Raw genomic sequence first — 19,040 nt, 5'->3', positions numbered from 1 at the left:
CTTTACAGCTTCATTCCCATACGGCTTTTGTATCGTTTGATCAGCATCTGGCAATCAACACTGACGACGCCTCGCAATGGATACAGCCGTTTTGTTAAAAATTCTTCCATTTCTTGATCGTTGGCAAAGATCCCATGCATATGCAGCTTGCTCGGGCCTGTCATGTGATAAAGGCTGGTGACCGCAGGCTCTTCCTCAAGCTTAAGAGCGACCTCTTCTAAAAATTGCGGTTCTACCTCGACATTGAAAAACACGGAAACATGAATGCCGATTTTAGCGGGATTGATGACAGCGGTGAATTTTTCAATAACACCGGCTTCAATTAGTTGGTTGATACGGGCCTGGACGGCGACCCGTGATAAATCGACTCTTTTGCCAAGATCCGTATAAGAAATTCTGCCTTCTTCATGCAAAATCGTGAGAATTTGTTTATCAGTCTCATCAAGTACAAGGTTGGGGATTTGATATTCATGACTCAATTGCTCCACCTGCTTTCGTAGCCTTTTAGCAATCATTTTATCATAAAAGTTACGTATCGAAATAATAATTTTTCATTTGTTTTCGAAATGAATGCGGAAATATCTTATTATTTGCGAAAAGAAGAAAGTTCGTCAGTTTTTCTGCCGGATCAGTAGATGTGAAAAATCAGGCTCCCTATACTGAAGAAAATTTCTTAAAAAAGGGGACTTGTGATGAACAAATCTGTCATCGGTACAAAGCAAATGGTCGTCAGTCCGCATTACCTCGCTTCTCAAGCCGGAAACCGCATACTGGATAAGGGAGGCAACGCGTTTGACGCCGCCGTTGCGGTGAGTGCTTGCCTGGCGGTTGTGTACCCGCATATGACCGGACTTGGCGGGGATTCCTTTTGGCTAACCTTTCACCAGGAAACAAAGGCAGTAAAAGTCTACAATGGCAGCGGCCGTTCAGGAAAAAACGTAACGAGAGATGTATGTAAGGGAAAAAGCGCGATTCCGCTGCGGGGAATTGACAGTGCCATTACCGTGCCGGGAATGGTTGATAGCTGGGATGCGGTCCTGAAGGAGTACGGGCGTCTGTCTCTTGCAGATGTATTGGAGCCCGCACGCGATTATGCCCAAAATGGGTTTCCTGTATCAGCTGATCAGTGTCGTCACACAGAAAAGAATATTGAATTGCTGGCTTCCACGCCTTACACGGCTGACATCTTCACGAGAAGGGGCAAAGCACCTGTCCCGGGAGAGCGGTTTGTGCAAAAAGAGCTTGCAGACAGTCTGAATGTGATTGCTGAAAAAGGAAGAAGCGCATTTTATGAAGGAGATCTCGCTCAGCGGATTGTCTCACATTTACAAAATAACGGCAGTTACATGACAATCGATGATTTTAAAGCGCATCGGGGTGAGTGGGCAGCGCCTGTATCAAGTGATTATCGAGGATACAGTGTGTATCAGGCGCCGCCGAATTCTCAGGGATTTACCGGTTTATTAACACTGAACATTTTGGAAAACTATGATTTCACCCAAATCGAGCAGGGTTCATTTGAGTATTATCATGTGCTTGTGGAGGCGTTGAAAAAGAGTTTTGTAGATCGGAATGCCTTTTTGACTGACCCTGCGTTTGCTGACATTCCGCTTGAAAGGCTTTTGGACAAACGTTATGCAAAACAATTGGCAGAAGAAATCGGCTATCTGGCAGTACCGGCAGAAAGCAGGCCGGTGGGAAGTGATACGGCATATGCGGCCGTAATCGATGCGGATGGCAACGCAGTGTCATTCATTCAAAGCCTGTACTTTGAATTTGGCTCGGCAGTCACTGCCGGTGATACAGGCATATTACTGCAAAACCGCGGATCATTTTTCTCACTGGATGAAAATCATGTCAACACGCTTGAACCGAGAAAGCGCACCTTCCATACGTTGATGCCGGCTATGGTCTGTAAAGGCGGAAAGCCAAAAATTCTGTACGGCACACAAGGCGGCGAAGGCCAGCCTCAGACCCAGACGGCCATCATTACCCGAATGCTGGACTACGGAATGCATCCGCAGCAGGCAATCAGCGAACCACGCTGGGTATGGGGCAGAACGTGGGGAGAGGAATACGAAGGTCTCAGAGTCGAGGGAAGATTCACAGAAAAAACAATCCAAAAACTGAAAGACAGCGGGCATCTCGTGGAGGTTGTCGGTGACTATGATCCGCTGATGGGACACGCTGCTGCAATCAAAGTTGATGAAGAAGGCTTTCTCCAAGGCGGAGCCGATCCTCGGGGAGACGGAGCGGCTGTGGGGATTTAAATAACTATAGGGTACAAATATAAATCAAAAGCACAAACATAAGGGAGACCTCTACAATGTGGTACATATACTGCTTATCTTCAGGTCTATAATGCCACTCCATAAAAATTCGTATTGAGTCAATCACAATAAAAAATAAAAGAAGCAAATATTCAACTGGAAAAAAGGAGAGTGAAAACACAAACAAAATAAGTAAAGTAATTTCGATCCATTTGTGTGTATTGCTGACATGCTTATATCGCCAGCCGGATTTATCAATACCGTATTTTTTCTTTATAAAAAATTGAGAGGCGAGACTGATGGTAATAGCGATCAGCATTAAAATCCAAAAGTTTGTCATTCCAATTCCTCCTCATCTACCTTTATACGAAGAAAAAGGAAAAACGTTTCATAAAAGAACACCCCGAGCTTACTCTGGGTGTTCTTTTTTTTGATACTTTTTCAGTTTTTTTACAGGCGTTATTTATGTAATCATAAGGTCTTTTTGACTAGTTTCTTCTATTTAAATAGTCCTTCTCTTCAGCTGGGACGAATCAGTGTGAATTCTTCCCCCAGCTTGGCATAGTGATTTCCCGCCAATCGTGAGGCAGGCTTTAATTCATCCGTTAAAATATATCCCTTTTCTGCATCATACACCTTTTCATCTAGGTGGAAGCAGACAACTCTTCCGATGAGCAGATCTGCTGTAGTGATGCCTTGATCATTGTCAAAGGTAATATGCCGCTCTAATTTGCACTCAAAGCGAATGCGGGCTTCCTTAATGCCGGGAACTGAAACAGCTTTGCTTTCAACAGGATGAAGCGAGGTGCGTGTAAGCTCGCTTTCATCCGGCCTTAAGCTTGCAGCTGTTTCATTGATATCTTCAATGATGGCTTCATCACTGACATGAACGACAAATTCTCCGTTCTCCACTGCGTTTCGCGCTGTATCTTTTTGGCGTCCTTCCGCCCTGTTAACAGAAATACTGAGAAGCGGAGGATCTGAGCTGACGACGTTATAAAAACTGAAAGGCGCGGCATTGACCGCTCCTCCTGAAGAAAGTGTTGTCACAAATGCAATGGGGCGGGGAATAACGGTACCTGACAATAGCTTGTATGTGTCTTTGGCACTAAGCTGATCAGCTTGAAATATGTACATAGCAACAACCGCCTTTATCGTTAGGATACCTTGATTATAACGAAATGGTTTAAAGGAAACCAAATGATGCGGGTTGCATATGTTATGTCATGACATATATCTAATACAGGGCAAATAAAAAAATAGGCTTCCGTACCTCCGCCGGCAGCCTATTGAAACAATGAAAACTTAGATTATTTGTATTTCTTTTTGACTACCCAGCAATTGCCGTCTTTCCAGTATTCTTTTTTGCTGTCATAATCATCGTGTTTTTTGTAGTGTTTCTTATGGGAACGATATGATTTTTTGTGAGTGCGGCATGATTTTTTAAAGCTGCGAGATCTTTTGTGTGTGCGACATGACTTTTTAAAGCTGCGAGATCTTTTGTGTGTGCGACATGACTTTTTAAAGCTGCGAGATCTTTTGTGTGTGCGGCATGACTTTTTAAAGCTGCGAGATCTTTTGTGGCTGCGAGATCTTTTGAAGCTGCGAGATTTTTTGTGGCTGCGGGATCTTTTGTGAGAACAGAATGATTTTTTGTGGCTGCGAGATCTTTTGTGAGAGCAGAACGATCTTTTGAAGCTGCGAGATTTTTTGTGGCTGCGAGATCTTTTGTGAGAACAGAATGATTTTTTGTGGCTGCGAGATTTTTTGTGAGTGCGGTGCGACTTTTTATGACTGCGTTTTTTTCCATGAGGCTCTTGATATAAATAATCCTTTAAACCTTCTTTTTTTGCGGATTTCACCGCTTCTTTGATGTCAGAATGGGAATAGTGGCCCAATTTGAAATCCTCCTTTTAAAAATGATGTTAAGGATGAAGATCCTTACTACCCTCATAGTACGCGCGGTTTTAAAAAGTGTATAAGTGTTCCGCTGAGATCTTATAAAAATAAAAGCCTAAAATTTGTAAGGAGGATTATGGATGAAGAATCAATCCAATTTACCGCTTTATCAGCTGTTTGTTCATCCAAAAGATTTGCGTGAATTAAAAAAGGATATATGGGACGATGATCCGGTGCCAGCTGTGATGAAGGTAAATCAAAAAAGGCTGGATATTGATATCGCTTATCGGGGATCACATATCAGAGACTTCAAAAAGAAGTCATACCATATTTCCTTTTATCAGCCGAAAACATTCCGAGGCGCGCGAGAGATTCACTTAAATGCGGAGTATAAAGACCCTTCCTTGATGAGAAACAAATTGTCTCTGGATTTTTTCTCGGAGCTAGGGACACTGTCTCCAAAGGCAGAGTTTGTGTTTGTAAAGGTGAACGGGAAGAATGAAGGGGTTTATCTTGAACTTGAATCCGTAGATGAATATTATTTGGCGAAAAGGAAGCTGGCTGATGGCGCGATTTTTTACGCGGTGGATGATGATGCTAATTTTTCTCTGATGAGCGATTTGGAAAAGGAAACGAAGACGTCGCTGGAGCTTGGATATGAAAAGAAGACAGGGACTGTGGAAGATGATTTTTATTTACAGGATATGATTTTTAAAATTAATACTGTCCCTAAAGCTCAGTTTAAGTCAGAAGTGACAAAACACGTGGATGTCGATAAGTATTTGCGCTGGCTTGCCGGTATTGTATTCACCTCGAACTATGACGGGTTTGTCCACAACTACGCATTATACAGAAGCGGGGAAACCGGATTATTTGAGGTGATTCCTTGGGATTATGATGCGACCTGGGGCAGGGATATCCATGGAGAGCGGATGGCTGCCGATTATGTAAGAATTCAAGGATTTAATACACTAACCGCCCGGATATTGGATGAATCCGAGTTTCGCAAGTCCTACAAGCGGCTGTTAGAAAAAACGCTCCAATCGCTTTTTACGATAGAATATATGGAACCGAAAATAATGGCGATGTATGAACGGATTAGGCCTTTTATCTTGATGGACCCATATAAAAAGAATGATGTTGAGCGTCTTGACCGTGAGCCGGATGTGATTTGTGAATATATTAAAAACCGTTCACAATACCTCAAAAATAATTTAAGTATTTTATGAATGTGTGAAAATAGGTATTCTGCTGAAAAAGCGACAATTAGGCGATTGAATTAGTTCAACAAATAAACGTGACACGTATATATGCAATATGTTTATCATCTATGTATAAGTGACTAGGAGGAACTTGAATGAGCAAGAGGAGAACGAAGTATCATTCAAATGATGAAATATCTTATTATAACTTTTTGCATTCAATGAAAGATAAAATTGTTACTGTATACCGTGGAGGTCCGGAATCTAAAAAAGGAAAATTAGCTGCTGTAAAATCAGATTATATTGCTTTACAAGCTGAAAAAAAAATAATTTATTATCAGTTGGATCATGTGAAAAGTATTACTGAGGATACCAATAATAGCAACACAACAATTGAGACTGAGGAAATGCCCGACGCTGACGATTTTCATAGCTTAATCGGACAATTGATGAACCAATCAGTTCAATTTAATCAAGGGGGTCCGGAATCTAAAAAAGGAAGATTGGTCTGGCTGGGAGATGATTACGCTGCGTTAAACACAAATGAGGATGGGGTAGTGTATTTTAATATCCATCACATAAAGAGTATAAGTAAACATGAGCACGATTTGAAAATAGAAGGGCATACGCCATCAGGTGTCTTGGAAGCTGATTATTTAAGCGAGGTTTTTAAGAGTCTGACTCATAAATGGGTTTCAATTAATCGTGGAGGTCCGGAAGCCATTGAGGGTATCCTTGTAGATAATGCCGACGGCCATTATACAATAGTGAAAAATCAAGAGGTGCTTCGCATCTATCCTTTTCACATAAAAAGCATCAGCTTAGGCCCAAAAGGGTCGTACAAAAAAGAGGATGAAAAGAAAGAGCATCAAAATCAGGAAAACAGCAATGATACAGATCAAAAAGAAGAAGAAGTGTACAGCAGTTCGTTAATTTCTTCAAAGCCATATAGCTCATCAAGTTCATCAAAATCATCTAAACGATCACTAAAATCTTCAGATTATCAGTCATCAAAATCTTATTGTTCGTCATGTTCAAGGAGTTCATCAAAATCTTCAGATGATCAATCATCAAAATCTTACACCTCATCAGGTTCAAAGAGTTCATCAAAATCATCTAAACGATCATCAAAATCTTCAGATTATCAATCATCAAAGTCTTACAGCTCATCAGGTTCAAGAAGTTCATCAAAATCATCTAAACGATCACCAAGATCACCAGGTTATTCAAGTTCCTTAAAAAGTTCAGGAAAACAAAAGGAAGATTATAGCTATGAAACGATTGTCAGAACGATAGACTATCACTGGAAACGTAAATTTTAATAGATAATGGAGGAGCATCAGATTAAGTGATGCCCTTTTTCAGTTAAAGGAGGAGAATCGTGAAAGGTTTGAATCAATTCCTTAACACAGATGTTGAGGTTGTCATTTCAGGAGATACAAGGTTTGTCGGCACCCTCATAGATATCGGACAGGATATTTTTGTTATTTTTGATGGCTGCAATTATCTTTATATTCCCTTGTTGCATCTTCATCAAATGAACAAGGCGAAAATAATGACCAGTACTGAGAAGCCATTTTTGATCAATCCGGAAGATCCAATGATAGAGGCAGAAACTCAAGCTTTTTCATATAGAAATACATTAAACAAGGTCAAAGGCCAGTTTATTGAAGTTTATGTAACTGGGGGTCGATCGATACATGGATATGTTACAAATGTTTTAAACGATTATATTGTATTTTTCTCACCCGTATTTAAAATACTTTTTATATCTATGCATCATTTAAAATGGTTTACCCCTTATTCAACTGAACAAACACCGTATACTCTTGACAACTCACAATTGCCGGTCGTGCCTTCTAAAGTTCCTCTTGTGCGTAATTTTGAGGAGCAGATCAAAAAAAATATTGGTGAATTGGTCATATTTGATATGGGAGAGGTGCCAGAAAAAGTTGGTCTATTAAAGGATGTCTCTAATAATATCATTGAGCTTATTAACGCAAGTGGAGAGCCAATCATTTGGAAGTTAAATCATCTAAAAACAATGCATCTTCCCTAGTGTATACAAAACTGCCCTCTTGAATAGCAGAAGGCAGTTTTTCGTTACATACTGTGCTAAAGAAATAACCAACTGATCCAAAAATATAAACATGTCAACGTAAAAAGAACAGTCAGCGGAATGATGATAATGGTCGTTTTTATATATTCGCCCCATGAAATACTTTCATCATGCTGTTTTAATATATGCATCCAAATAAGCGTTGCTAATGTTCCCATAGGTAATAATAATGAACCGATATCACTGCCGATAATATTTGCCAAGTAGATGATTTTTGTTGTTGAAGGATTCAGGGTCATTTCAGTTAAGGTAAAAGTACTGATCATTAACGCTGGATGGTTGTTAAAGAGATTAGAAAAAACTGAAGTAGAGATACCTGATGCGAAAGTTGCGTGGGCGAGGCTTCCAGAAACCACAGGTTCAAAATAATTCACAAGTAACTCTGTGAATCCAATATTATGCAGACCATAAATTAAGACATACATAGTAAAAGCGAATATAAAAATGTGCCAAGGCGATTTATATAACAAGTCTCTTGGGGAAGTTTTGAAATAAATCCATCTCCAGCTCAACAGGATAAAAGATCCGATGACAGCGACAAGAGGAACAGAAATACCGGTATATGATGCTGCAAATAGACTCATTCTGACGAGAAAAACAAATGCAAGCACAAACAACATGATTTTTGTTTGATTTCGTTCTGGTAAAGGAGCTGATGGCGAATGAAGAGGATGGTACCTTCTATGCCGCAGAGACTGAAAATGGCTCGGTATATCTGGCAGGCTCTTGGGAAGACGTTTATAAAAGAACATAAACAGTAGACAAGTCATAAAAATGAGTCCCATCATACTAGGGACAAACATCATGGCAGTGTGAAGATATAGATCCATTCCAATGATTTTGAGAGAAATTAAATTAACAATATTACTTACGCCAATCGGTGCGCTAGAGGCTGTGGCTATTAAAACACCGCTTAATAAATATGGGGCTTTTTGATGTTTTTTTAAACCTAAATATTTTAGTACAAGCAAAAGGATTGGAGTTGTGATCAAAATGCTCCCATCATTATTAAGGAAAATGGTCATGAGAAAGCAGAGCAAATTGGTTAGCCAAAAAAGCTTGATGCCTGAACCCTTGGATTGTTGGAGCAGTTTTGCAGCCACCCAATAAAAGAAACCAAAGCTTTCTAGTGCAATGGCCATAATCATAGTGGCAAGGATTGTAACCGATGCACCCGTGACTTTTGTTCCGATTTCCCCTAAGTCTGCCAATGACACACTTCCGCACAATAAAACCATTAAAGCGCCAAATGTGGCGGGGATAGCTTCATTTAGTCCTTTTGGTCTCCAGAAAATAAAAATCATTGTTACGAAAAAAGCGAGCAATGTGAATATGCCGGTGAACTCAATAATTTACTTCACCTCTCTATCTATCATTTTTAAAATCAAACTAATGTCCTGCGCTTACTAATGTCCTTGCCAACTATTTGTACTGTATGTATACGTATACTGATATGAAGTTGTACTAAGCGATTATATTAAATTAATAAAATTTCCATAAGAATCCCAAAAGAAAAAAGAGATTGCAAGTATCGTTCATGTACCTGCATCACTCTCTTTAGTTCTTGTCTGCTGACAATTTGAAATATGAATAAAATGCTTTATAAGCGGATTATGATTGTCTTTGCGGTAAGCGATAACCCATTCGGCATTAAGCTGTATTTGGTCCATTTTTCGATAAGTAACATCCAAATTAAATAATTTTTTGGCTGAGGAAGGAACAAATGTCATACCAATTCCGGCACTGACTAAACCAATCACCATTTGATATTCTGTGGCTTCCTGGACAATGTTGGGTCTGAAGCCCGCTTGTTCACAGAACTGAATAAAATCCATGTATAGAGTAGGCCATGCTTCTTTAGCAACAGTAATAATTGGTTCATCTCTTAAATCCTCAATCGTAATTGATTCCTTAGAAGTCAATGGGTGTTGCTTAGGCAAAGCTAAAACACAAGGGCTGCTTTGGGCGGTTTCGATATGTAAAGCTGTATGCTGTAAGGGAGGATGAAGTATACCAATATCAATGTTGCCCTTTAGTAGCTCCTCCTGCTGCCTAGACGAGGATATTTCACGCAGTTCTATTTTCACAGATGGGAATTTTTTACGATATTCCCGGACAATCGGCGGCAGAAATTCATATGTAGCTGATCCGACAAAACCGATTACGAGAAGGCCTTGCTCGCCGCGGGCCGTCCGCTGTGCCAGTTCAATTCCTTGTCCGATTTGCATCAATGCCATGCGGCAATGATTTAAAAAGATTTCTCCTGCTGCGGTAAGCTCGACAAATCGTTTTGTCCTTTTCAGCAGCGTAACTCCGACTTCTTCCTCCAGCTGTTTGATCTGCTGGCTGAGAGGAGGCTGCGTCATGTTCAGCCGCCGGGCAGCCTTTCCGAAATGAAGCTCTTCGGCTACTGCGATAAAGTATTGAAGATGGCGAAGCTCCATTCAATATGCATTCCTTTCCATAGGTTAATAATTCGTATTACATATTAATCATAAGGCGAATCGATATTGGAGGTCAATTTCCAAAGAGTGTATAGTGAAACTTATCACAAGATATTTAAAATTTTACGTTTAAAATGCATAATAAGGAGTGAGGGTGTTGACAAAAGCAACAAAAGAACAAAAATCCCTTGTGAAAAACAGAGGGGCGGAGCTTGTTGTTGATTGCTTGGTGGAGCAAGGTGTCACACATGTATTTGGCATTCCAGGTGCAAAAATTGATGCGGTATTTGACGCTTTACAAGATAAAGGACCTGAAATTATCGTTGCTCGGCACGAACAAAACGCAGCATTCATGGCCCAAGCAGTCGGCCGTTTAACTGGAAAACCGGGAGTCGTGTTAGTCACATCAGGACCGGGTGCCTCTAACTTGGCAACAGGCCTGTTGACAGCGAACACTGAAGGAGACCCTGTCGTTGCGCTTGCTGGAAACGTGATCCGTGCAGATCGTTTAAAACGGACACATCAATCTTTGGATAATGCGGCGCTATTCCAGCCGATTACAAAATACAGTGTAGAAGTTCAAGATGTAAAAAATATACCGGAAGCTGTTACAAATGCGTTTAGGATAGCGTCAGCAGGGCAGGCTGGGGCCGCTTTTGTGAGCTTTCCGCAAGATGTTGTGAATGAAGTCACAAATACGAAAAACGTGCGTGCTGTTGCAGCACCAAAACTCGGTCCTGCAGCAGATGATGCAATCAGTGCGGCCATAGCAAAAATCCAAACAGCAAAACTTCCTGTCGTTTTGGTCGGCATGAAAGGCGGAAGACCGGAAGCAATTAAAGCGGTTCGCAAGCTTTTGAAAAAGGTTCAGCTTCCATTTGTTGAAACATATCAAGCTGCCGGTACCCTTTCTAGAGATTTAGAGGATCAGTATTTTGGCCGTATCGGTTTGTTCCGCAACCAGCCTGGCGATTTACTGCTAGAGCAGGCAGATGTTGTTCTGACGATCGGCTATGACCCAATTGAATATGATCCGAAATTCTGGAATGTCAATGGAGACCGGACAATTATCCATTTAGACGAGATTATCGCTGACATTGATCATGCTTACCAGCCTGATCTTGAATTGATCGGTGATATTCCGTCCACGATCAATCATATCGAACACGATGCTGTGAAAGTAGAATTTGCAGAGCGTGAGCAGAAAATCCTTTCTGATTTAAAACAATATATGCATGAAGGTGAGCAGGTGCCTGCCGATTGGAAATCAGACAGAGCGCACCCTCTTGAAATCGTTAAAGAGTTGCGTAATGCAGTCGATGATCATGTTACAGTAACTTGCGATATCGGTTCGCACGCCATTTGGATGTCACGTTATTTCCGCAGCTACGAGCCGTTAACATTAATGATCAGTAACGGTATGCAAACACTCGGCGTTGCGCTTCCTTGGGCAATCGGCGCTTCATTGGTGAAACCGGGAGAAAAAGTGGTTTCTGTCTCTGGTGACGGCGGTTTCTTATTCTCAGCAATGGAATTAGAGACAGCGGTACGACTAAAAGCACCAATTGTACACATTGTATGGAACGACAGCACATATGACATGGTTGCATTCCAGCAATTGAAAAAATATAACCGTACATCTGCGGTCGATTTCGGAAATATCGATATCGTGAAATATGCGGAAAGCTTCGGAGCAACTGGCTTGCGCGTAGAATCACCAGACCAGCTGGCAGATGTTCTGCGTCAAGGCATGAACGCTGAAGGTCCTGTCATCATTGATGTCCCGGTTGACTACAGTGATAACATTAATTTAGCAAGTGACAAGCTTCCGAAAGAATTCGGAGAACTCATGAAAACGAAAGCTCTCTAGCACTCTGCGCATCACGACACTGTTTTATGAACAGCACTAAATAAAAGGAGTGAAGGGAATATGAAACGAGAAAGCAACATTCAAGTGCTCAGCCGCGGTCAAAAAGATCAGCCTGTGAGCCAGATTTATCAAGTATCAACAATGACTTCTCTATTAGACGGAGTATATGACGGGGATTTTGAACTGTCAGAGATTCCGAAATATGGAGACTTCGGTATCGGAACCTTTAACAAGCTTGACGGAGAGCTGATTGGGTTTGACGGCGAATTTTACCGTCTCCGTTCAGACGGAACTGCGACACCAGTCCAAACCGGGGATCGTTCTCCGTTCTGTTCATTTACGTTCTTTACACCGGACATGACGCACAAAATTGATGCGAAAATGACACGCGAAGACTTTGAAAAAGAGATCAACAGCATGCTGCCAAGCAGAAACTTATTTTATGCAATTCGTATTGACGGATTGTTTAAAAAGGTGCAGACAAGAACGGTAGAACTTCAAGAAAAACCTTACGTGCCAATGGTTGAAGCGGTCAAAACACAGCCGATTTTCAACTTCGACAACGTGAGAGGAACGATCGTAGGTTTCTTGACACCAGCTTATGCAAACGGAATCGCCGTTTCTGGCTATCACCTGCACTTCATTGACGAAGGACGCAATTCAGGCGGACACGTTTTTGACTATGTGCTTGAGGATTGCACGGTTACGATTTCTCAAAAAATGAACATGAATCTCAGACTTCCGAACACAGCGGATTTCTTTAATGCGAATCTGGATAACCCTGATTTTGCGAAAGATATCGAAACAACTGAAGGAAGCCCTGAATAAAAGAAAAAAAGAAAGCCCCTTTTAGCAGGGCTTTCTTTTTATTTGGCTCTTTTCCTGATTTTAGATAAAATAACATCAAAACAGTAAAGGTGTGGTCTGATGAAAATATTGGTTTTGGCAGTTCATCCTCATATGGAGACCTCAGTTGTCAATAAGGCGTGGGCTGAGGAATTGAGTAAACATGACAATATCACAGTACGGGATCTTTATAAGGAATACCCAGATGAAGCGATAGATGTTGCGAAAGAACAGCAGCTGTGCGAGCAATACGATCGGATTGTCTTCCAATTTCCGCTTTATTGGTACAGTTCTCCGCCGCTCTTGAAAAAATGGCAGGATCTTGTGCTGACTTACGGCTGGGCTTTTGGTTCAGAAGGAAATGCCTTGCATGGCAAGGAGCTGATGCTGGCTGTATCAACAGGGAGCGAAGCGGAAAAATATCAAGCGGGCGGAGCAAATCATTACTCGATCAGTGAGCTATTGAAACCATTTCAGGCCACGAGTAATCTGATTGGCATGAAGTATCTGCCTCCATATGTGTTCTATGGCGTGAATTATGCAGCTGCAGAGGACATTTCTCACAGTGCAAAACGGTTAGCCGAATACATCCAGCAGCCTTTTGTTTAAAAGAAAGCCCTGTCGAACATACGGCAGGGCTGTATTTGTTTAAAAATCCGGCAGCTCAGAAAGGTTATTTTCCTTAATGCCGTCCGGTTCACTTCGCAAAATGTCACGCCCGTATTTATGGAAGACATCAACATGAGCGAGTTTTCCTGATTTTGCTTCTGACAGCGCGGTAGGGTAGTCGAGCTCTCTTCCTGTATTGGTTTTCACTGCGATAATATTGTCTTCCTCATTTCTTCTAACCGCAATAATTTCTTCTTTTCCAGATGGAACATTTTCCTGGTCGACAGTTGTTTGCCGGGCTTTATACGATTTATATGCTGCTTCAAATTGATCCATATTTACACCTCCGCTTTTTAGCGTGAACAAAAATGTCGATGATCATGTAAGGTTTCTACACAGCATACGACAATATTTCCTGAGAAATATCTTGGGAATGTGACAAATCAATTTATAATAAAAGGGATTCCGCATAAATGCGGAATCCCTCACAGTTATTTTGTCATGTGTAAATCCTTTGTTTTCATATAACCTGTCGCACCACCGTAATCAACGAATACCCAATCAAAATCAAAACCGCCTTTATTCGTTTTACTCCAGCCTAAAAAAGAAACGCTTGTGTCTGCTGGAAGAGTCTTAATGCTCTTTCCGTCAGCGGATGTATATACTTTCGTTTTTGTTTTGGTTTTTACCGTTGTCGCTGCTTTTACAATGTAATGAGTGGATACAAATCCTATTTTTCCGTTTTTATACTGAACCTTTGCCCAGTCAGCATTTGAGAAGGAAATCAGCTTTAGGCTATCTCCTAAGTGCAGTGTATCGGCTTTCTGGCTTGATGCGGAAGGCTTCGTTCTGACATTTAGAGCCTCTGCTGATACCAAATAAGAATCAATCGGATAACTGTATAAATCATCAATGCTTACCGTTGTTTCTGGCTGTTGAGCATGGATCGTTCCAGCGCCGCCAGCAGCCGCCGCAGTCATTCCAGCCGCAAGTGCTAATGTTGAAAATATTTTTGTTGGTTTGTTCATGCCGTTCCTCTCCTCACGTAAGAGAAATAATTCATTCTATATCTCTATTCACGTTATCGCAGGTTCCTAAACATCAGACAATTATTTTTGTGTTTCTAGTTTGAGAGGCGCGGATATTGTTTTTTGCACTTTTTTTCCGTGCAAAATATCATCTGCTGCTTCTGTAGCCAATTTACCGATTAATTCAGGCTGCTGAGCTACGGTGGCTGACAGCTTTCCGTCTTTAATGGAAGCGAGCGCATCTTTATTGCCGTCAAAACCAATCACCAATATGTCTTTCCCCGAGCTGTTAATTGCCTCGAGAGCACCGAGCGCCATTTCATCGTTGTGAGCAAAAACAGCTTGGATATCAGGATGTCCCTGCAGCAGGTTTTCCATGACAGTCAGGCCTTTCGTGCGGTCAAAGTCAGCTGATTGTTTTGTGACAACTTGGAGCTTTTGGTCTGCGATGTTATGGAATCCTGAGCCGCGTTCCCGTGTGGCAGATGCGCCGGGGACGCCTTCAAGCTCTGCCACCTTTACTCCTTTTCCAAGTTTGTCGGCAATAAATGCCGCGGCCATTTCACCGCCTTTTACATTATCTGAAGCAACGAGGGTTTCAACTTTTCCTTGTTCGGCAGATCGATCGATTGTTACGACGGGCACACCGACTGCGTTTGCAGATTCTACTGCGGTTGAGATCGCCGAAGAATCAGTCGGGTTGATTAATAATGCATCAACACCTTGCTGAATTAAATCTTCCACGTCACTCGTCTGTTTCGATGAATCATTTTGTGCATCAACAATGATGACTTTCATTCCCCGTTTTTTAGCTTCTTTTTCGATACCCTTTTTTAATGAGACAAAAAAAGGATTATTAAGCGTTGAGACGGACAAGCCAATGGTGAATTCCTTTTTGTTCCCCGAGTTTGACGGCTTTGCCCATTGGGGAGGCTCAAGCGAACAGGCGGTTAACAAAAATAATGATAACGTTAAAATGACGGATACAGCCTTTTTCATGTGAAAACCCTCCTAAGCTGACTTCTTGCGGTCTAACAATACCGCAATTAAGATAACAATCCCTTTGACAACCAGCTGATAAAATGATGAGACGCCAAGCAGATTAAGTCCGTTATTAAGTGTGCCGATGATCAGCACCCCGATTAACGTGCCGACAATGCGTCCGCGGCCGCCGGAAAGACTTGTTCCTCCTAAGACGACTGCCGCGATAGCATCAAGTTCGTACGATTCTCCCGCAGTCGGCTGGGCCGAATGCAGGCGGGAAGTCAATATGGCACCTGCAAGAGCGGATAAAAGCCCGGCTAAAGAATAGATCATCACTTTCACGCGCGTCACTTTGATGCCTGAAATGAGCGCGGCTTTTTCGTTGCCGCCGATAGCGTACGTTCGGCGTCCGAATGGTGTTTTATGAAGAAGCACCCAAAGGATGACAAAGGCAAGAACCATCGTAATTGCCGGTACAGGAATGCCTAAAAAGTAACCGCGTCCGAACATCTGAAAAGCGAAGTTTGTGCCAAGTCCGGTAATCGGATTTCCATCTGTATACACTAGCGTCAGTCCGCGAAACACAGTCATGGTCGCAAGCGTGGCGATAAAGGGCGCCATTTTTCCTTTAGTAATCAATAATCCGTTGATCATGCCTAGTACGGCACCAATGATACAGCCAAGGATGATCGCGAGAACCGGATCGACACCGGACACAATCATCCCCGCAACTAAAGCGCTGGACAGGGCAAGAATAGCGCCGACAGAAAGATCAATGCCGCCTGTCAAAATGACAAAGGTCATCCCGAACGCGATTAATCCGTTAATGGCGACCTGGCGAAGCAGGTTTAAAATATTCAGCGGTTCAAGAAAGCTGGGATTTAAAATAGATACAATGATAACGAGAATAAATAAACCAAGAAACGGGCCGAGTTTTTGCATGACTCCGTCGAAGTGAATCCGTTTTTGTTCTGTTTGCAGTTGTTCCGTTTTCATATTACCGCCCTCCCGTGGCAAGTGTCATAATTCGTTCTTGTGTTGCTTCTCGCGCATGGATTTCTCCGCTGATTCTGCCTTCATGGACAACGATAATCCGATCGCTCATTCCCAGAATTTCAGGCAGCTCTGATGACACCATGATGATAGCGACGCCGCGTTCGGTCAGCTCATTCATCAGCGTATAAATCTCTCGTTTGGCACCAACATCCACACCTCTCGTTGGCTCATCCAAGATAAGCACTTTCGGTCCGATGCCGATCCACTTGGCTATCACCACTTTTTGCTGGTTTCCTCCTGATAAATGGCGTGCGTGCGTTTCCGGTGATGCTGTTTTGATAGTGAGGCGTTTGATTAACAGATCGACAAATTCAGCCTCCCGCTTATGATCAATGAAACCCTTTGGTGAGAAGCTGGACAGATTGGGCAGGGCAATATTTTCGCGGATCGAGGTGTCGAGCAGGAGCCCTTCATCCTTGCGATTCTCTGTAATAAAGCCGAGACCTTTTTTCACGGCTTCCTGCGGGTTCTTAATAGCCGTTTTTTTCCCAGCGATCCATATCTCACCCGTGTCCAGCCTGTCAACGCCGAACAGCGCTCTCATCATTTCTGTCCGGCCGGCTCCCATTAATCCTGAAACACCGACGATCTCACCGGAACGCACATAGAAGCTGACATCCTCAAAACTCCCTTTTACGGAGGCATTTTTCACCTCGAATACTTTGTCACCGAGAGAAGGAGTGCGTTTTGGATATCGTTCAGTCAGCTCCCGTCCAACCATTTTTTTGACGACTTCATCAAAATCAGTTTCTGAGATGTTTGTTGTATCTACCGTTTTTCCGTCACGCATGATGGTAATTCTGTCGCAAATCGCAAAAATTTCTTCCATGCGATGCGAAATATAGACAATTGAGACGCCGTTCTTTTTTAACGCTGTAATAACCTCAAAGAGCTTGCTGATTTCACGTTCAGTCAACGCTGCGGTCGGTTCATCCATAATGATTACCTCGGCATTTGTCATAAGCGCTTTTGCGATTTCGATCATTTGCTGCTGTCCGACGGAACATTCGCCGGCTTCTTGATCAAGAGAAAGAGAGACGGAGAGTTTGTCAAATTGCTCTTTTGCTAGCGCTTTCATTTTTCTTGTTTGTAAGACGCCCAGCTTGGAGGATATCTCTTTACCGATAAATAGATTCTCAAGAACGGTCATTTCCGGCCAGATATTCAATTCCTGATGGATAAAGGCTATTCCATGCTGTTCCGCTTCTTTCGGATTGGAAAAATACGTTTCGTTTCCGTTTATGCTGATTTGACCTTTATCTGCTTTGTGCAGGCCTGTCAAAATGTTCATAAGCGTGGACTTGCCGGCGCCGTTTTCTCCCATTAATGCGTGAACCTCGCCAGGCATGAGCTGAAAGGAAACGCCTGACAGCACCTGGTTTTTTCCGAATGCTTTATGAATGTTTTTCATTTCAATCTGCATGTTTCATCCTCCTTTCTAGAAAAGCACACCCGCCTGCAGGATGCAGTTGGCATATGGTGTGAATTCTCCTGTTCTTATGACTGCCTTTGCTTCTTTTGTCAGCAACTTAAACTCCTCGTGTGAAAGGTATTCAATCTCTTGTTCAGAGAAAAGATTTTCTAGAAATTTCGCATTCTCCTGATTGGATGCTTTTATTTCAGCTGCAGCAATGACTTTTTCGACCGCCATTTCCTCAGCCAGTACTGCCGCTGTATCTTGGAAAGCCGGAAGGCCCGGCTTCAGTGAAAGATCAATTTTCAAAACGCCGTCAGGAACCGGCAGTCCGGCATCCGCGATGACAATTTTATCAGTGTGGCCAAGGTCAGCTAGAAGCTTGGCAAGATGGCTGTTCAGTATACCGTGTTTTTTCATGACAGCAGCTCCTCTACTTCATTTCTTGTCGGCATTCCGCCTTGGGCACCGAAGGAACAGACAGAAAGGGAAGCGGCACGGTTGGCAAACCGCAATGCGGCTTCAATGTCTTTTCCCTCAGCCAGGGCCACGGCAAAGGCTGCGTTAAACGTATCACCGGCTCCGGTTGTATCAACGGGCTCAACAGGAAAGGACGGGATGAGCACTTCTTTGCTGCCAGCCGAATAGCGGACGCCTTGTTTTCCTTCCGTAATAAAGAGCTTTGCCGGATAAAGCGCCAGAGCTTCAGAAATGGTAAGCTCAGGGAATAAAATCGAAGCCTCGTGTTCATTCGGCGTCAGATAGGTGGCGTGATCAATTGTTTCCTGCTTGAGCGGGCGGGCCGGTGCCGGGTTTAGCATGATCGGGATATCGTGAGAATGGCAGTATTTGCACACCTCATCAACCGTTTCTTCTGGGATTTCCTGCTGAATCAGAACCATATCGACCTTTTCAATCTGTTCGAGCGCGTTTAACGCATACGCTGGGGTGATGTCATCGTTCGCGCCTTTGACAACGACAATGCTGTTGTCACCTTCAGCAAGCACAATATGGGCGGTTCCGCTTTCCGTATGTGTAACCGGTTCCATATAGTCAGTGCGAACGCCGTTAGCTTTGAGATTATTCAAAATAGCTGTTCCATAATGATCGTCTCCAACCTTGCCGACCATAAACACTTGAGCCCCAAGTCTGGCTGCGGCAACGGCCTGATTTGCTCCTTTGCCGCCCGGCACAGTCTGAAATGACGTGCCAAGAACCGTTTCACCGGCTTTTGGGCGTTTGTCAGAGGTGACCACTAAATCCATAGAACAGCTACCAATCACACAAATATTACGCATC

20 protein-coding genes are annotated in these 19,040 nt (G+C 42.7%); 7 read left to right on the top strand and 13 right to left on the bottom strand.

Annotation, left to right across the window (positions count from 1 at the left end; all coding sequences use genetic code 11):
* Positions 1–2 precede the first annotated feature (2 nt).
* The gene (gene chrS, locus NYE56_RS18310; RefSeq protein ID WP_014478181.1) at positions 3–479 is read right to left on the bottom strand and encodes a chromate efflux transcriptional regulator ChrS; all 477 of its coding nucleotides are present in this window, start codon (positions 477–479) and stop codon (positions 3–5) included.
* A gap of 213 nt (positions 480–692) precedes the next feature.
* On the opposite strand from chrS, the gene ggt reads away from it, so the two are divergent.
* Positions 693–2,270, top strand: coding sequence for a gamma-glutamyltransferase (ggt, locus tag NYE56_RS18305; protein WP_341284219.1), 1,578 nt, complete (start codon positions 693–695; stop codon positions 2,268–2,270).
* Positions 2,271–2,274: 4 nt separating this feature from the next.
* Here the strand turns inward: ggt and NYE56_RS18300 are convergent, their stop codons facing one another.
* From NYE56_RS18300 to cotG, 3 genes are all read right to left on the bottom strand, one after another.
* Positions 2,275–2,610, bottom strand: a complete 336-nt coding sequence (locus NYE56_RS18300; protein WP_128738312.1) for a DUF4181 domain-containing protein — start codon at positions 2,608–2,610, stop codon at positions 2,275–2,277.
* Positions 2,611–2,789: 179 nt separating this feature from the next.
* Positions 2,790–3,407 (bottom strand): flavin reductase family protein, encoded by a 618-nt coding sequence (locus tag NYE56_RS18295; protein ID WP_341284218.1) that lies wholly within the window; start codon positions 3,405–3,407, stop codon positions 2,790–2,792.
* A gap of 173 nt (positions 3,408–3,580) precedes the next feature.
* Positions 3,581–4,168, bottom strand: a complete 588-nt coding sequence (gene cotG, locus NYE56_RS18290) for a spore coat protein CotG (protein ID WP_134154617.1) — start codon at positions 4,166–4,168, stop codon at positions 3,581–3,583.
* A gap of 141 nt (positions 4,169–4,309) precedes the next feature.
* Between cotG and cotH the strand changes: the two genes are divergently transcribed.
* The 3 genes from cotH to NYE56_RS18275 all read left to right on the top strand — a co-directional run bounded on the left by cotH (position 4,310) and on the right by NYE56_RS18275 (position 7,430).
* A complete protein-coding gene (cotH, locus tag NYE56_RS18285; protein ID WP_341284217.1) occupies positions 4,310–5,398 on the top strand; it encodes a spore coat protein CotH in 1,089 nt (362 codons plus the stop codon).
* Between the two features lie 128 nt (positions 5,399–5,526).
* The gene (locus tag NYE56_RS18280; RefSeq protein WP_341284216.1) at positions 5,527–6,693 is read left to right on the top strand and encodes a spore coat protein CotH; all 1,167 of its coding nucleotides are present in this window, start codon (positions 5,527–5,529) and stop codon (positions 6,691–6,693) included.
* A 59-nt stretch (positions 6,694–6,752) separates the two neighbouring features.
* Positions 6,753–7,430, top strand: coding sequence for a DUF2642 domain-containing protein (locus NYE56_RS18275; RefSeq protein WP_133954653.1), 678 nt, complete (start codon positions 6,753–6,755; stop codon positions 7,428–7,430).
* A gap of 56 nt (positions 7,431–7,486) precedes the next feature.
* Here NYE56_RS18275 and NYE56_RS18270 read toward each other — a convergent pair whose 3' ends face one another.
* Both NYE56_RS18270 and alsR read right to left on the bottom strand, forming a co-directional pair.
* The gene (locus NYE56_RS18270) at positions 7,487–8,815 is read right to left on the bottom strand and encodes an arsenic transporter (RefSeq protein WP_024572690.1); all 1,329 of its coding nucleotides are present in this window, start codon (positions 8,813–8,815) and stop codon (positions 7,487–7,489) included.
* A 210-nt stretch (positions 8,816–9,025) separates the two neighbouring features.
* Positions 9,026–9,934 (bottom strand): acetoin biosynthesis transcriptional regulator AlsR, encoded by a 909-nt coding sequence (gene alsR / locus NYE56_RS18265; protein WP_003227859.1) that lies wholly within the window; start codon positions 9,932–9,934, stop codon positions 9,026–9,028.
* A gap of 157 nt (positions 9,935–10,091) precedes the next feature.
* Here alsR and alsS point away from each other — a divergent pair, with 157 nt between their 5' ends.
* The 3 genes from alsS (at position 10,092) to NYE56_RS18250 (ending at position 13,259) form a co-directional block, all read left to right on the top strand.
* The gene (alsS, locus tag NYE56_RS18260) at positions 10,092–11,804 is read left to right on the top strand and encodes an acetolactate synthase AlsS (RefSeq protein ID WP_014478171.1); all 1,713 of its coding nucleotides are present in this window, start codon (positions 10,092–10,094) and stop codon (positions 11,802–11,804) included.
* Between the two features lie 60 nt (positions 11,805–11,864).
* Positions 11,865–12,632 (top strand): acetolactate decarboxylase, encoded by a 768-nt coding sequence (gene budA / locus NYE56_RS18255; protein ID WP_251188356.1) that lies wholly within the window; start codon positions 11,865–11,867, stop codon positions 12,630–12,632.
* A gap of 99 nt (positions 12,633–12,731) precedes the next feature.
* A complete protein-coding gene (locus NYE56_RS18250; protein WP_268548917.1) occupies positions 12,732–13,259 on the top strand; it encodes an NAD(P)H-dependent oxidoreductase in 528 nt (175 codons plus the stop codon).
* A 39-nt stretch (positions 13,260–13,298) separates the two neighbouring features.
* On the opposite strand, the gene NYE56_RS18245 is transcribed toward NYE56_RS18250, so the two are convergent.
* The 7 genes from NYE56_RS18245 to rbsK all read right to left on the bottom strand — a co-directional run bounded on the left by NYE56_RS18245 (position 13,299) and on the right by rbsK (position 19,039).
* The gene (locus NYE56_RS18245; RefSeq protein ID WP_326208640.1) at positions 13,299–13,595 is read right to left on the bottom strand and encodes a DUF3892 domain-containing protein; all 297 of its coding nucleotides are present in this window, start codon (positions 13,593–13,595) and stop codon (positions 13,299–13,301) included.
* Between the two features lie 155 nt (positions 13,596–13,750).
* On the bottom strand, positions 13,751–14,287 hold the full coding sequence (locus NYE56_RS18240; RefSeq protein WP_151870013.1) for an SH3 domain-containing protein: 537 nt from the start codon (positions 14,285–14,287) through the stop codon (positions 13,751–13,753).
* An 81-nt stretch (positions 14,288–14,368) separates the two neighbouring features.
* The gene (gene rbsB / locus NYE56_RS18235) at positions 14,369–15,286 is read right to left on the bottom strand and encodes a ribose ABC transporter substrate-binding protein RbsB (RefSeq protein WP_341284215.1); all 918 of its coding nucleotides are present in this window, start codon (positions 15,284–15,286) and stop codon (positions 14,369–14,371) included.
* 12 nt (positions 15,287–15,298) lie between these two features.
* Positions 15,299–16,267: a ribose ABC transporter permease RbsC gene (gene rbsC, locus NYE56_RS18230; protein WP_015483786.1), complete on the bottom strand. Its 969-nt coding sequence runs from the start codon at positions 16,265–16,267 to the stop codon at positions 15,299–15,301.
* Between the two features lies 1 nt (position 16,268).
* On the bottom strand, positions 16,269–17,750 hold the full coding sequence (gene rbsA / locus NYE56_RS18225; protein ID WP_268555900.1) for a ribose ABC transporter ATP-binding protein RbsA: 1,482 nt from the start codon (positions 17,748–17,750) through the stop codon (positions 16,269–16,271).
* A gap of 15 nt (positions 17,751–17,765) precedes the next feature.
* On the bottom strand, positions 17,766–18,161 hold the full coding sequence (gene rbsD / locus NYE56_RS18220) for a D-ribose pyranase (RefSeq protein WP_268555899.1): 396 nt from the start codon (positions 18,159–18,161) through the stop codon (positions 17,766–17,768).
* The gene (rbsK, locus tag NYE56_RS18215) at positions 18,158–19,039 is read right to left on the bottom strand and encodes a ribokinase (RefSeq protein WP_038427959.1); all 882 of its coding nucleotides are present in this window, start codon (positions 19,037–19,039) and stop codon (positions 18,158–18,160) included. The genes rbsD and rbsK overlap by 4 nt, the downstream gene beginning before the upstream one ends.
* Position 19,040: the final 1 nt, after the last annotated feature.

Origin of the sequence: Bacillus sp. FSL R5-0603, assembly GCF_038050295.1 — a bacterium.
GTDB lineage: Bacteria > Bacillota > Bacilli > Bacillales > Bacillaceae > Bacillus > Bacillus subtilis.
The sequence above is the reverse complement of the archived record's forward strand: the minus strand, read 5'-3'. Positions and strand labels throughout refer to the sequence as shown.

Coding starts and splice junctions, on each gene's coding strand:
- ggt (WP_341284219.1), top strand. CDS start 693: ATGAACAAATCTGTCATCGGTACAAAGCAAATGGTCGTCAGTCCGCAT.
- rbsA (WP_268555900.1), bottom strand. CDS start 17,750: ATGCAGATTGAAATGAAAAACATTCATAAAGCATTCGGAAAAAACCAG.
- NYE56_RS18295 (WP_341284218.1), bottom strand. CDS start 3,407: ATGTACATATTTCAAGCTGATCAGCTTAGTGCCAAAGACACATACAAG.
- rbsC (WP_015483786.1), bottom strand. CDS start 16,267: ATGAAAACGGAACAACTGCAAACAGAACAAAAACGGATTCACTTCGAC.
- alsR (WP_003227859.1), bottom strand. CDS start 9,934: ATGGAGCTTCGCCATCTTCAATACTTTATCGCAGTAGCCGAAGAGCTT.
- NYE56_RS18300 (WP_128738312.1), bottom strand. CDS start 2,610: ATGACAAACTTTTGGATTTTAATGCTGATCGCTATTACCATCAGTCTC.
- NYE56_RS18245 (WP_326208640.1), bottom strand. CDS start 13,595: ATGGATCAATTTGAAGCAGCATATAAATCGTATAAAGCCCGGCAAACA.
- cotH (WP_341284217.1), top strand. CDS start 4,310: ATGAAGAATCAATCCAATTTACCGCTTTATCAGCTGTTTGTTCATCCA.
- NYE56_RS18240 (WP_151870013.1), bottom strand. CDS start 14,287: ATGAACAAACCAACAAAAATATTTTCAACATTAGCACTTGCGGCTGGA.
- rbsB (WP_341284215.1), bottom strand. CDS start 15,286: ATGAAAAAGGCTGTATCCGTCATTTTAACGTTATCATTATTTTTGTTA.
- rbsK (WP_038427959.1), bottom strand. CDS start 19,039: ATGCGTAATATTTGTGTGATTGGTAGCTGTTCTATGGATTTAGTGGTC.
- NYE56_RS18280 (WP_341284216.1), top strand. CDS start 5,527: ATGAGCAAGAGGAGAACGAAGTATCATTCAAATGATGAAATATCTTAT.
- rbsD (WP_268555899.1), bottom strand. CDS start 18,161: ATGAAAAAACACGGTATACTGAACAGCCATCTTGCCAAGCTTCTAGCT.
- budA (WP_251188356.1), top strand. CDS start 11,865: ATGAAACGAGAAAGCAACATTCAAGTGCTCAGCCGCGGTCAAAAAGAT.
- NYE56_RS18250 (WP_268548917.1), top strand. CDS start 12,732: ATGAAAATATTGGTTTTGGCAGTTCATCCTCATATGGAGACCTCAGTT.